The organism is Proteus sp. fly-1008, from assembly GCF_040140305.1.
GTDB lineage: Bacteria > Pseudomonadota > Gammaproteobacteria > Enterobacterales > Enterobacteriaceae > Proteus > Proteus vulgaris_B.
This window is the reverse complement of the sequence record NZ_JBEEWH010000001.1, coordinates 342,332-356,478: the sequence shown is the minus strand read 5'-3', so window position 1 is coordinate 356,478 and position 14,147 is coordinate 342,332. Positions and strand designations below refer to the sequence as shown.

The 14,147-nt window shown below is 39.2% G+C and carries 12 protein-coding genes; 4 read left to right on the top strand and 8 right to left on the bottom strand.

Annotated features, from left to right (window positions below):
- Position 1 precedes the first annotated feature (1 nt).
- From kdpC to ABN256_RS19175, 4 genes are read right to left on the bottom strand one after another with little or no spacing between them, the layout of a single operon-like run.
- On the bottom strand, positions 2-598 hold the full coding sequence (gene kdpC, locus ABN256_RS01665; RefSeq protein ID WP_340896570.1) for a potassium-transporting ATPase subunit KdpC: 597 nt from the start codon (positions 596-598) through the stop codon (positions 2-4).
- Between the two features lie 10 nt (positions 599-608).
- Positions 609-2,666, bottom strand: a complete 2,058-nt coding sequence (gene kdpB, locus ABN256_RS01660; RefSeq protein ID WP_349438990.1) for a potassium-transporting ATPase subunit KdpB — start codon at positions 2,664-2,666, stop codon at positions 609-611.
- 11 nt (positions 2,667-2,677) lie between these two features.
- Positions 2,678-4,381, bottom strand: a complete 1,704-nt coding sequence (kdpA, locus tag ABN256_RS01655; protein ID WP_349438987.1) for a potassium-transporting ATPase subunit KdpA — start codon at positions 4,379-4,381, stop codon at positions 2,678-2,680.
- A 2-nt stretch (positions 4,382-4,383) separates the two neighbouring features.
- Positions 4,384-4,467 (bottom strand): potassium-transporting ATPase subunit F, encoded by an 84-nt coding sequence (locus ABN256_RS19175; protein ID WP_115349781.1) that lies wholly within the window; start codon positions 4,465-4,467, stop codon positions 4,384-4,386.
- A 226-nt stretch (positions 4,468-4,693) separates the two neighbouring features.
- Here ABN256_RS19175 and ABN256_RS01650 point away from each other — a divergent pair, with 226 nt between their 5' ends.
- Positions 4,694-5,380 carry an ankyrin repeat domain-containing protein gene (locus tag ABN256_RS01650; RefSeq protein ID WP_115349780.1) on the top strand — a complete coding sequence of 229 codons (687 nt, stop codon included), beginning with the start codon at positions 4,694-4,696 and terminating at the stop codon, positions 5,378-5,380.
- Entirely contained in the window at positions 5,380-5,841 is a 462-nt protein-coding gene (locus tag ABN256_RS01645; RefSeq protein ID WP_072068138.1) for a nucleoside deaminase, read from the top strand. Before ABN256_RS01650 ends, ABN256_RS01645 begins: the two co-directional genes overlap by 1 nt.
- Before the next feature lie 101 nt (positions 5,842-5,942).
- Here the strand turns inward: ABN256_RS01645 and dmsD are convergent, their stop codons facing one another.
- From dmsD to dmsA, 4 genes are all read right to left on the bottom strand, one after another.
- Positions 5,943-6,554 (bottom strand): Tat proofreading chaperone DmsD, encoded by a 612-nt coding sequence (dmsD, locus tag ABN256_RS01640; RefSeq protein WP_340896566.1) that lies wholly within the window; start codon positions 6,552-6,554, stop codon positions 5,943-5,945.
- Positions 6,555-6,727: 173 nt separating this feature from the next.
- Entirely contained in the window at positions 6,728-7,585 is an 858-nt protein-coding gene (locus ABN256_RS01635; RefSeq protein ID WP_196552992.1) for a DmsC/YnfH family molybdoenzyme membrane anchor subunit, read from the bottom strand.
- A 1-nt stretch (position 7,586) separates the two neighbouring features.
- Positions 7,587-8,204 (bottom strand): DMSO/selenate family reductase complex B subunit, encoded by a 618-nt coding sequence (locus ABN256_RS01630; protein WP_023582154.1) that lies wholly within the window; start codon positions 8,202-8,204, stop codon positions 7,587-7,589.
- 11 nt (positions 8,205-8,215) lie between these two features.
- A complete protein-coding gene (gene dmsA / locus ABN256_RS01625) occupies positions 8,216-10,654 on the bottom strand; it encodes a dimethylsulfoxide reductase subunit A (RefSeq protein WP_349438986.1) in 2,439 nt (812 codons plus the stop codon).
- Positions 10,655-11,330: 676 nt separating this feature from the next.
- Here dmsA and ABN256_RS01620 point away from each other — a divergent pair.
- Positions 11,331-12,701, top strand: coding sequence for a sucrose-specific PTS transporter subunit IIBC (locus ABN256_RS01620; protein ID WP_196552994.1), 1,371 nt, complete (start codon positions 11,331-11,333; stop codon positions 12,699-12,701).
- Entirely contained in the window at positions 12,702-14,108 is a 1,407-nt protein-coding gene (locus ABN256_RS01615; protein WP_349438985.1) for a sucrose-6-phosphate hydrolase, read from the top strand.
- Positions 14,109-14,147 lie beyond the last annotated feature (39 nt).

Sequence of the window (14,147 nt, the reverse complement as noted above, 5' to 3'; positions counted from 1 at the left end):
TCTATTGAATACTCGCTTTCTGTTGTATTTCAGCACTTAATTTATCAAGTGCTTGATTCAGCATAAATACATTCACCACAGGCTCTCCCATAAATGACATTAATGGAGATATCGTGTTATTTTTTATTAATTGTTCTATTTCATTTTTTGGAAGCTGGCGTAACTGTGCAATATTTTCAACTTGGTAATAGGCTGCTTGTAATGAAATATGAGGATCAAGCCCACTTCCTGATGCAGTGACCAAATCCACAGGTACTATATGATGATTACCAACATTTTTTTGCCATGTTTGAACTCGTTTTACAACTTCATTTAGTAACAATGGATTAGAAGTCGCCAATTGGCTAGCACCTGAAGCCATACTGTTATAAGGCATTTCAGTCGTCATCGAAGGCCGACTTTTAAAATAATCGGCTCGATTAAATTGTTGGCCAATTAATTCAGAACCAATGAGCGTGTTATCTTGATAAATAAGAGAACCTTTCGCTTGCCATGGGAATATTAAGTTAGCTAATCCTGTTACTAAAAGAGGATAGGCTAGCCCAGTTATTAGTGTAAGTAATAATAACATTACTAATGATGAACGAAATAGAGGCATATATAACTCCTTAAAACCCAATAAGCGCTAAAATCATATCGATAACTTTAATGCCAATAAATGGTATTAATAGCCCGCTGATCCCATATAACGAAAGATTACGACGAAGTAATACATGTGCTGATACAGGGCGATAATTCACACCTTTAAGTGCAAGTGGGATCAAGAAAACAATAATTAAGGCATTAAAAATAACTGCAGATAGCATGGCCGATGCTGGTGAATGTAAGTCCATTACATTAAGCATATTGAGTTGAGGATAAGTGACGGCAAAGGCGGCTGGAATAATGGCAAAATATTTAGCAATATCATTGGAAATACTAAAAGTAGTTAACGCACCACGTGTCATTAGCATTTGTTTACCGATGTGTACAACTTCGATTAACTTTGTTGGATTAGAGTCTAAATCAACCATATTACCGGCTTCTTTGGCAGCTTGAGTACCTGAATTCATCGCAACAGCAACATCGGCTTGTGCTAATGCAGGAGCATCATTAGTGCCATCACCCGTCATTGCGACTAATCGACCTTCTGATTGATATTGACGAATTAATGCTAATTTTGCCTCAGGTGTTGCTTCTGCAAGGAAGTCATCAACACCAGACTCTGCTGCGATAGCTGCCGCCGTAAGATGATTATCACCGGTGATCATGACGGTTTTTATCCCCATTTGGCGAAGTTGAGCAAAACGTTCTTTAATACCGCCTTTCACAATATCTTTAAGTTCAACAACCCCTAAAATTTTCTGATTTTCAACGACCACCAGCGGTGTTCCACCTGCTCTTGCTACTTGCTCAACTATAGCGGTGACTTCATCAGGAAAATGACCGTGACTGACTTCAATATGACGACGAATAGCATCAACAGATCCTTTGCGGATCAATCGCTCTCCAATATTGACCCCACTCATTCGAGTCATTGCAGAAAAAGGAATAAAAGAAGCCCCCATTGATGCTAAATCACGCTCACGCAAATTAAAGCGTTGTTTAGCAAGGATCACAATGCTTCTGCCTTCGGGTGTTTCATCTGCAAGAGAACTTAACTGTGCGGCATCAGCAAGTTGTTTTTCGCTGATCCCTGAAAGGGGTATAAAACGTGATGCTTGGCGATTGCCTAATGTAATGGTACCTGTTTTATCAAGCAGTAAAACATCAACATCACCAGCGGCTTCAACTGCACGACCACTAGTTGCGATAACATTCGCATCTAACATTCGGCTCATACCTGCAACACCAATTGATGAAAGCAACCCACCGATCGTGGTAGGGATCAGACATACTAACAAAGCAATTAAGGTTACGACTGAAATAACGTCGCCATGGCCTTGAAACTCGACAGCAAAAACACTGAACGGGTAAAGGGTGATGCAGGCTAATAAGAAAATAAGTGTGAGCGCTGTTAATAAGATAGTTAATGCCACTTCATTTGGTGTTTTTCTGCGTTTAGCTCCTTCAACCATTCCAATCATACGATCGAGAAATGAATTACCCGCTTCAGCAGTACAACGAATAATCAACCAATCAGATAACACACGAGTACCACCAGTGACAGAAGAAAAATCACCACCTGATTCACGGATCACGGGTGCGGATTCACCCGTAATAGCACTTTCATCAACTGAAGCACCACCTTCAATAACTTCACCATCACAAGGAATAACTTCACCCGCGTTGACTAAAACGATATCACCTTTATGTAATGAGAAAGAGTCAACGGTTTCTTTTGGTGCATTGATGTCAGCGTGATGTAAACGTACTGCTTTGGATTGTTGTTTAGCACCACGTAAACTAGCTGCTTGTGCTTTGCTTCGGCTTTCTGCTAATGACTCAGCAAAATTGGCAAATAACAATGTCACCCATAACCAAAACATCACTTGTGAAGTAAAGTGATTATCATTAGGGAGATACCCTAATAGCGAAGCAATCCAAATACCGGTAGTTAAAAGCGCACCAACATAAACAATAAACATAACGGGGTTACGCCATTGTGCCTGAGGTGTACATTTTCTTATCGCATCAAAGAAAGCCGACATTATTGTTTTGCTGTCAAAAAGTTGGGTTGTTTTCATGATAGGTTTCCTTATTTAGCCCAAAACAGCTGTAAGTGTTCTGCAATAGGGCCAAGTGCTAATGCCGGAACAAAAGTCAAAGCACCGATCAATAATACCGTGAGGATCAATAAAAAAATAAACAGTGGTGAAATGGTAGAGAGTGTCGCTAAGCTTTCTGGTTGACGTTTTTTCACCGCTAAACTACCGGCAATAGCGAAAACAGGTAACATGACACCAAAGCGGCCAATGAGCATTGCGATACCCAATAACAGATTATAAAAAGGTGAATTGACATTGAGTCCAGCAAAGGCACTACCGTTATTATTCGCAGCAGAAGTAAATGCATATAACACTTCGCTAAAACCATGAGGGCCAGGGTTTAAAATGGCTTCACGACCAACATCAGTAAATAAAGCGAGGGTTGTACCTAATAAAACAATGGTTGGAGAGACTAAAATAGCAACGGCTACCCATTTCATCTCAGCAACACCTATCTTTTTACCGAGATATTCCGGCGCACGACCAACCATTAATCCAGCGATAAATACAGCTAATAACACATAGAGGATCATGCCATAAAATCCTGAACCTACACCGCCAAAAACCACTTCACCTGTTTGCATTAACCACATTGGTACCATGCCACCTAATGCCGTTAATGAATCGTGCATTGCATTAACGGCACCACAAGATGCTGCCGTTGTGACAGCAACAAAAATGGCGCTACCAATTATTCCAAACCGTGTTTCTTTGCCTTCGAAATTCAGTGAGCTATTGGTACCTGCGAGCATAAATTCTGGATTTCCGTGCCATTCAGCCCAAGTAATAACACCTACGGCAACAATAAAAATCAGCGTCATTGCCCAAAGTAAAGTGTAGCCTTGGCGCTGAGTTCCACTTAAACGACCAAAGGCAAAACACAAGGCAGTAGGGATAAGAAAAATAGCGAGTATTTGTAAGAAGTTGCTTAATGAAGTTGGATTTTCATAAGGATGTGCAGAGTTTGCTGCAAAATAACCACCGCCATTTGTACCTAATAACTTAATTGCTTCTTGAGAAGCAACTGGCCCCATTGGCAGCCATTGGTGTTGACCATCAAGACCTTGGCTCAATAGCGCAGGATGAAAGTTTTGTATCACTCCTTCGCTGACAAATAATAACGACCAGATAATAGCTAAAGGGAGTAAGACATATATTGTAATACGGCCAATATCGACCCAAGCATTTCCTAAAGAAGTACAAGAAGATTGTGTTAATGCCCTAATTAAAACAAAAGCTACCGCAATTCCAGTTGTGGCAGATAAAAAGTTTTGTACTGCAAGCCCCATCATTTGACTCAAATAACTGACGGCAGTTTCACCGCTATAAGCTTGCCAGTTAGTATTTGTAATAAAGCTAATAGTTGTATTTAGCGCTAAATCCCAATTCATATTAGGGGCAAATTGGGGATTTAAAGGTAAATAGCCTTGGTTAAGCAGTATGACAAATAATAAAATTGCCCCCATTAAATTAAAAATAAGCAGAGCGAACATATACTGATATCCGCGCATAGGCTGAATGGACTTACCTGCGGGTTTAAAACCACAGCAACGCCAAATGACATGTTCAGTTTGAGTAACCCAATGAGGTAAATCGCCTTCAATCAGGCGAGCCAAATAATGTCCAAGCATTTTTCCTATTACAAAGAGTGTAATAAGAAAAACAGCAATATATATCAACGCTGTTGTTGCCATTTTTAAAATGCCTCTGCGTGAAATAACACATAAATAAGATAAGCAGTGAGCAAAACAACTAATGCCACAGCACCGAATATCACCATCAGAACAATCCTTTTACTATTTAGATTAAGAAAGCGTACTTAAAGGACTGTAAAGATGTTGATAAAAGAGATAGGTGAAGTGTAAAAAAAGTATAAAAATGGCTAATAGGTGTGCATAGACTCCTTGATTGGTTGAAATAAGGTCATGCCTTTGTTAGATCTAAGTTAGGTTAAAATAATATGCTAATTAAGTGGATAGAAATTAGCACTCTCTAGAGGATATTGAATGAATACTCGCTATCTAAAGGCCAAATGGTTTTTATACTTCTTAAGCTTATTAATAATTTCATCTATATTCATGGTCAAAGCGATGGCAAATTCTGATAAAGCATATTTAGTTACACTGGCACAAGAGGGGAATTTATCTGAATTAAAACGTCAGATAGAACAAGGTGCAAATATTGAACAACGTGATCTAAAATTACGCACACCGCTAATGGCGGCTACACATGCCAACCAAATTGAGGTTGCAAAATACCTGATTGAGCATGGTGCAGATGTTAATGCCCGTGATGCTATTCATGATTCACCCTATCTTTATTCGGGCGCTAGAGGTTTACAGGAGATCTTAGAATTAACGTTATCCCATGGTGCCTCACTTAAAAGCGTTAATCGTTATGGTGGAACAGCATTAATTCCTGCTTCAGAGCGGGGTCATGTAAAAACAGTAAAAACATTGATTGATGCTGGTGTGGATGTTGATCATATTAATCGTTTAGGTTGGACTGCTTTAATTGAAGCTATTATTTTAGGTGATGGTAGCCAAAAATATGAAGAGATTGTGACTTTACTTATTGAAGGTGGAGCTAACGTTAACCTCGCCGATGGCTCTGGCCACACACCATTAACCTTAGCTAAAGATAAAGGCTATACAAACATCGTTAATATACTTGAACAAGCGGGGGCGAAATAATGTCAGATAATCAGTTTATACAACAAGCTATATCGCTTGCCATAGATAATGTAAAAGTAGGGGGAAGGCCTTTTGGCGCGGTCATTGTGAATAATGGTCAAGTGATTGCAAGTGCTGTTAATCAAATAATAACGACAAATGATCCCACTGCCCACGCTGAATTATTAGCATTACGGGAAGCCGGAAAAGTATTAGGGCGAACAAAATTAGATGATTGTATAGTTTATGCCAGTGGACAACCTTGTCCAATGTGCCTTGCCGCAATGCGTATGGCGGGGATCTCTAAAATTTTTTATGCCTATTCTAATGAGGATGCAGAGCCTTACGGACTATCGACAGCCAGTATTGCTAAAGCATTAAGAAAGGTACCAGAGCAACAAGAAGGCCTCCAATTTGTACAGCTAAAAACGGAGGGGGAAATACAACCCAAGCTTTACCAGTATTGGTCACAGCAACCTTAGGTGTTCATTTTTCTATAAATAAAAGTCCTAAAAGCGAGATTAAAATAACAGCATAAGATCAGATACTTTTAGGACTTTTTATTTTTACTATTGATGATTAATCAACAAAACAATTGTTTTTCAGCAGGGGTCACATTTAACTGCGATTGCCAACTTTTGAGCGTTAATGTCGCCAACATGGCTAAACCTTCGTAATAAGGGAATGCCCCTTGCAAAGATAACTTCTCTAAATAGCGATAAGCCCATGGCAGAAGATGTTCTGCTAATAGCTCATTGAGCTTTTCAGGGCGAGTTTCTGCAATCCATGCCACCATCATTACCATTAATCCAAAGTGATCTTCAGGTTCATTTTGGGTTAATGCAATATCAATGCCATTTTCTAGCATCCATTCACGTAAATCTAATGTTGAATTACCAAATAATACATTTTCATGATCAAGATAGACCGAGCCCCAAGGCGGTGCTGGAAGTGCGTAAGGTCCGACAAATAGGCGCTGATAAGCTTGTGCTAAAGTTTCTTCATTTAATGAGGTTTGTGAAAGCAGACTTGCAATACGTTGCTTTTCTTCTTCGCTGCCATACGGCCATTCTTCAATCCACTTTTGACTCGACAGCAGTTCGACAATGTCACTTTTTTCAGTGGGTGAATAATAAAACGCCGCACCTAAAATACGGGCAGTAAGAGAAATATCAGTAATAAGTTGTTGTTCCATAATATTTTTATAATCCGCTTAGATTTATTGTCTTTACTATATGCGATTTTCTATCTAAACATAATGACTAAGATTAAAAAAGAGTGATACCGCATTATAAAAGGAAAACCGCCATAACAGATAAAAGAGTGGACTTTTTAACTATTACAGCGGTTTAAAGGCTGAGTATTTAATTAACCAACTACCGCCATACCGACAGTCATATGTAAACCATAGAACACACCACGTCCAATAAATTCACCGGTAAACACTAAAATAAAGCCCAATGCTAATAAAGCAACAGAAGGGTTATTTTTACGTAGAAGTGGTGTAATCCAGCAACTTAATCCTAAAACTAAAGCTACTAATTTAATTCCCATCAAAGCACCATAGTTAGGGACTAAATCTACCGCTTTTTGTACAGAGGTTTGAATAGAACCTAATTCAAAGCCTTGAGATGTTGCCACAATAGCATTCACAATAATTGCGATAACACTCAATAATGGCAATGTACTGGCGCAATTGAGGTTAAAACCTGCAATACGCAGTAAAAGTGCCGCTAAAATAGGGCCACCGATAAAGGCAGTTAGCACAAAATTAAATGTGGTGTAGCTGTTATACCATGTTGGAACGGTATCAATTTGGTATACGCGAGATATTGCCGTAATAAATAATGCGGCTAATACTATAACCAGTGCGACCCATAATTTGCCTAATGCAGCCGGCATTTTATTAAGTACAGCCAATAGCCAATAAATCCCCCCTAGGGCAAAGAAAATTGAACCACTGGCAATTTCATTACTTAATGATGAGTGACCCAGACGAAGTAATGAGTTAAATGCACGTAATGGGGTTCCCATATGCATCATAGATAATAAGAAACCAATTCCCATTAATGCCCAAAGACCAAACATGCTGTAATGTACTTTTCTGTTCATTTCAGGAGAAAGCTTACCCGAAAGAATAGCGCATCCCATGATAATAAAAGCGCCAGCAACACTTTGACCGATAACAGTAAAGAACATCAGTGGCCATTCATGCAATCCCACCATCTTACACCTCCTCTGGGTTTGCCAGATGACCGGTGGTATCACCCACAGGACGGCTATTGGCATTTAATTTAAGGACAATATTTGGCTTGGTGTATTTTGCTGAAGGAAGTGGGGCGATTTCAGCTAAATCACCGTATTTTGCGCGTAATTCTTCAATAGGTGCCATATCTAATGCGCGTAGTGGACAAGACTCAACACAAATTGGTTTTTTGCCTTCAGCTACACGCTCATAGCAACCGTCACACTTGGTCATATGACCTTTGACTTCATCAAATTGCGGTGCACCATAAGGGCATGCCATATGGCAATAGCGACAACCGATACAAATATCTTCATTAACAACAACAAAGCCATCTTCACGTTTATGCATTGCACCGCTTGGGCAAACTTTTGCACAAGCAGGATCGTCACAGTGGTTACACGAAATAGATAAGTAATAGGCAAAAACATTTTGTGTATAAACGCCATCTTGTTCTGTCCAATCGCCACCTGCATATTCATAGATACGGCGGAAATTGACTTCAGGGGATAAATTTTTAAAATCCTTGCACGCCAGTTCACAGGTTTTGCAGCCGGTGCAACGACTTGAATCAATGTAAAAACCATATTGCGTTGACATAACCAGACTCCTTACGCCTTGACGACTTCAACAAGATTACTGTGAGAAGGATTACCCTTGGCAAGTGGCGAAGGGCGTTGTGTCGTTAACACGTTAATGCTACCTGCGTGATCAATGCGGTTACTATCTGGGTTATACCAAGCACCTTCACTTAAACCGACTACACCAGGTAAGATACGAGGTGTCACTTTTGCGTTGATCCTAACTTCACCACGATCGTTATAAATACGCACTAAATCACCGTGTTTAATGCCTCGTTTTGATGCATCAACAGGGTTTATCCATATTTCTTGTGGGCATGCGGCTTTTAAAACATCTACGTTGCCATAAGTTGAGTGAGTACGTGATTTATAATGGAAACCCGTCATTTGTAATGGATATTTTTCCATTGCCGGATCACCATAGCTTTCAAAACCAGCAGAATAAATCGGCAGTGGATCAATAACATCGTCAGATGCAAGCTCCCATGTCGCTTTAATGTCAGCAAGTTGAGAAGAATAAATCTCAATTTTTCCTGATGGTGTCGTTAATGGGTTATTTTCAGGATCTTCACGGAATTTGCGATAAGCAACATGATGACCCTCAGGGTCGCGTTTTTTGAAGATCCCTTGAGCACGGAACTCTTCAAAAGTTGGAAGTTCAGGTAAGTTGTGGCGAGATTGTTCGTAAAGATGACGTAACCATTCTTCTTGAGTTCGGTTCTCAGTGAATTTTTCACCCACCCCCATGCGTTTTGCAATTTCGCTGGTCATTTCATAGATATTACGGCTTTCAAAGCGAGGTTTAATTGCTTGATCTGCAAAAATTACATACGCCATATTACCCGCAGATGCATCCATACAGAAATCCATCTGTTCTGATGCAGTGCAATCAGGAAGTAGAATATCGGCATATTTTGCGGATGATGTCATATGATTATCGATCACCACAATCATTTCGCATTTTTTATCGTCTTGCAAAATGTCGTGAGTACGATTGATTTCAGAATGCTGGTTGACTAAACAGTTACCTGCGTAGTTCCAAACCATTTTAATAGGCACATCCAATTTGTCTTTACCACGAACACCATCACGTGTTGCCGTCATTTCTGGACCACGTAAGATTGCATCCGTCCACATAAACATGGAAATACTGGTGGTTACAGGGTTAGTGAACGTAGGCATACGAACAAAAGGAATGCTGTAAGAGCCTTCGCGAGCACCAGTATTGCCGCCGTTAATTCCCACATTACCGGTTAAAATAGAGAGCATTGCAATCGCACGAGAGGCTAATTCACCATTAGAGCGACGTTGAGGTCCCCAACCTTGAGTGATATACGCCGGTTTTGCCGTCGCAATTTCCCGTGCTAATTTCACAATTCGTGAAGCGGGAATACCTGTAATTTGTGCTGCCCATTCTGGCGTTTTAGGCTGACCGTCTGCGCCATCACCTAAAATATAGGCCTTATAGTGACCATTTTTTGGCGCACCTTCTGGCAGGGTGGTTTCATCATAACCTACACAATATTTATCAAGGAAAGGCTTATCAACTAAGTCTTCTTTGATCATGACATATGCTAATGCATTGACTAATGCGGCATCAGTTCCTGGACGAATAGGTATCCACTCATCTTCACGGCCTGCACCTGTATCGGTATAGCGTGGATCGATAATAATCATTCGAGCATCAGATTTCTCACGGGCTTGCTCAACGTAATAAGTGACACCACCACCACTCATCCGTGTTTCACCAGGGTTATTACCAAACATCACAACAAGTTTTGTATTTTCAATGTCTGAAGGGCTATTACCATCCGCCCAATCACCATAGGTGTAGTTTAAGCCAGCTGCAATTTGTGCCGTACTGTAATCACCGTAGTGATTGAGATAACCACCACAACAATTCATTAAACGAGCAATCAATGTTGCACCCGGTGGCCATGATTTCGTCATCGTGCCACCTAAAGTACCTGTACCGTAGTTCAAATAAATAGATTCATTACCATAATCTTTAATCAAACGTTTCATGGTATCTGAAATCGTATCAAAGGCTTCATCCCATGAAATACGTTCAAATTTGCCTTCACCACGTTTACCCACACGTTTCATTGGATAGCGCAAACGATCAGGGTTGTAAACACGACGACGCATTGAGCGACCACGTAAACAGGCACGAACTTGGTGTAATTCTTCGTAGACATCATTACCTGTGTTGTCAGTTTCTACATATTTAATTTCACCATCAACAACATGCATACGTAATGGGCACCGACTACCACAGTTTACTGTACAGGCACTCCACACCACTTTTTCGCTATTTGTTGTCGGTTTTGTTTCTGTGGCGATGGCTTGATTAAAGGGGAGAGATAATCCCCCAGCAGTTATTGCTAAACCACCCGCTGCACCTGTTTTTACAAAACGACGGCGAGATAAGGGAGTGGAAAGTAACGCCATCTCTTTGATGTTTTTCATACATTACTCACTTGATTATTTATATTTTTAAGAAAAAAGAAGCCAACAAGCTTATAGAGAAATAATTATTGTTATTGTTGTTAAAAAATAAGCACTTTAACGTAGGCAATAAAACCCAACTGTTAATGTGGATACTACGTATTTTCTAAAAGTTGTAGTTGCTTTACATCAAAGAAAAGTGATTTATTACAAGCGTTACCAGTTTTTAAGGTTAATCTAAGTTTTTGTATTTGTTAAATTTAATCAGATGATTAATATTATTGTATAATAAAATATATAACGATTGATGAAGTATTATAATATTACTGATAACAAGGAGTGGGTGAAATAATAATATGCTATCTGTCAGATTTAACTGGATAATTTGCCAATAAAATTAATGTATGGAATATTTTTTTCTAAAATAAAATTATTTAACATTATATTAATTTATTTAGCTAAATAAAAAATAATTTGTTTAGCTTTTGGGTTGTTTTGTCTTCATTTTAATTATCTAAAAAAGACTAATGATATGTCTTTTTTGTCGTTTAGATCACAAATAAAGCGCTTTTATCCGCATATTCATTGCCATTTAAGATAGGTTTTTATTTAATCATGTTATTAGCTAAACCGTTTTAGTTTTTATGATTACTATTAATGATCGCTTATAAACGAAGTAAGACTTACCGAGGCTATGATGAATATTGAGAATATTGCTCGCCAACTAGTGCCTTTATTGGGAGGTGCTGAAAATATTGCCAGTGCGGCGCATTGCGCTACTCGTTTAAGACTTGTATTAGTCGATGACACTAAGGCTGATAAAGAGGCAATCAATAAATTAGAAGGTGTAAAAGGGTGTTTTAGTAATGCGGGACAAATTCAGGTAATTTTTGGTACTGGCTTAGTCAACAAAGTGCATGCGGCCTTTATTGCTGCGGCGGGTATTGGCGAATCAAGTAAATCTGAAGCGGCAAATATCGCGGCCAAAAAGCTCAACCCATTTCAGCGAATAGCTAGACTGCTTTCTAATATCTTTGTGCCTATTATTCCTGCCATTGTGGCGTCAGGTTTATTAATGGGGCTACTTGGGTTAATGAAAACTAACCAGTGGGTGAGTCCTGATAATGCACTCTATATCATGTTAGATATGTGTAGCTCTGCGGCATTTATTATTTTACCTATTTTGATTGGTTTTACGGCGGCCAAGGAGTTTGGCGGAAATCCTTATCTTGGTGCTACATTAGGTGGAATTTTAACGCATCCTGCATTAACTAACGCATGGGGCGTTGCTGCTGGTTTTAACACCATGAATTTCTTTGGGTTAGAAGTGGCAATGATTGGTTATCAAGGTACTGTCTTTCCCGTCTTGCTTGCTGTTTGGTTTATGAGTGTGTTGGAAAAACAATTACGCAAAGTTGTTCCTAATGCTCTTGATTTAATTATCACGCCATTTTTAACCGTTATTATTTCGGGCTTTGTCGCGTTATTAGTCATAGGGCCAGTCGGTCGTCTTTTAGGTGATGGTATTTCATTACTATTAAGCACCTTAATTACACAAGCGGGTTGGATAGCAGGGCTAATTTTTGGTGGGCTTTATTCTGTAATTGTTATTACGGGTATTCACCACAGTTTTCATGCTGTCGAAGCAGGTCTATTAGGCAACCCTAATATTGGGGTTAACTTTTTATTGCCGATTTGGGCAATGGCGAATATAGCTCAAGGTGGTGCTTGTATTGCTGTTTGGTTTAAAACCAAGGATGCAAAAATTAAAGCAATCACAATCCCATCGGGTTTCTCTGCTATGTTAGGAATTACTGAAGCGGCCATTTTCGGGATTAATTTACGTTATGGAAAACCATTTATTGCGGCTTTAATTGGTGGTGCTGCTGGTGGTGCTTGGGTTGTAGGCTCACATGTTTATATGACGGCCGTAGGGCTGACTGCTATTCCTGGTATTGCAATCGTGCAAGCAGGTTCAATTATGAATTATATTATTGGCCTTGTGATTGCCTTTGTGACTGCGTTTGTTATCTCTCTTTTGCTGAAATACAAAGTGGAGTCTGCATAAATGAACAAAAACGAAGGGTTATCTGCGATTTTACAATCGGTCATGCGTAATAGCGCTAACACCATAAAAGATAAATATTATCCACATTGGCATTTAGCGCCAGTAACTGGGTTATTAAATGATCCTAATGGATTTTGTTTTGATGGCGAATATTATCATCTGTTTTATCAATGGAATCCTTTGTCTTGTGAGCATAAACATAAATGTTGGGGTCATTGGCGCTCAAAGGATTTGATTACTTGGCAGCATCAACCTATTGCTTTACTGCCTAATGAATTTTATGACAAAGATGGCTGTTATTCTGGTAGTGCAGTGTTCTACCAAGGAAAATTAACCCTTTGTTATACTGGTAATGTCAAATTTGAGGATGGCTCTCGTACGGCATGGCAATGTTTAGCCGTTGAAAATCAACAGGGAGGTTTTGATAAGTTAGGGCCTGTCTTGGGGCTTCCTGAAGGTTATAGTGGCCATGTCCGTGATCCAAAGATTTGGCAATATAATGATGTGTGGTACATGGTATTAGGCGCACAAAATTTAGATAAACAGGGTAAAGTTTTACTCTATCGTGCATCTCACTTATATCAATGGCAATTAGTCGGCGAATTAGCTGGAAGCTATTTAGGCGGGTTGGCTGATGCGGGTTATATGTGGGAATGCCCAGATCTCTTTGAACTAGATGAACGCTTTATTTTATTAATATGTCCTCAAGGTATAAAAAGAGAACAACAACGATTTTTAAATTCACATTCTAGTGCCTACTTAATAGGGAATTTTGATTATTCAACATTGCAATTTCAGCATGGTGATTTAATCGAACTAGATGCAGGTTTTGAGTTTTACGCACCTCAAACAACATTGGCGAATGGCAGACGTTTATTATTTGGTTGGATGGGAGTTCCTGATGGTGAAGAAATGTATCAACCGACCATTGCTAATGGCTGGATACACCAAATGACTTGCCCTCGCGAATTACATATAAAAGAAGGGAAGCTTTATCAACAACCCGTAAAAGAATTACAGCAACTCAGGCAAAATCCAGCATATTGGCAGGGAATTGCAGATGATGCTCCTACAATTAATGAATTCTCAATTGAGCTAGAATTGCAACTATTTGGCTCTCTTGCCATTCATTTTTCTGATACTCTTTCGTTAATTATTGAAAATGACCAAGCACTATTAAAACGCCGTAGCGCTAAGAATGGAGAGTGGCAATCACGTTTCTGGTCTGGTGATATAAAACATCTTCAAATATTATGTGATAGTTCTAGTGTAGAGATTTTCTTTAATCACGGCATGGGTGTGATGAGCAGTCGTTTTTTTCCTTTAGAAAAACAAATAATCACATTTTCAGGAAAAGATGTAATAAAACTAACAACTTGGCAATTAACAGATGCATTACCAAGTTGAATAAGATTATATAAATAATTTAAGCTTAGCAAATTAGAA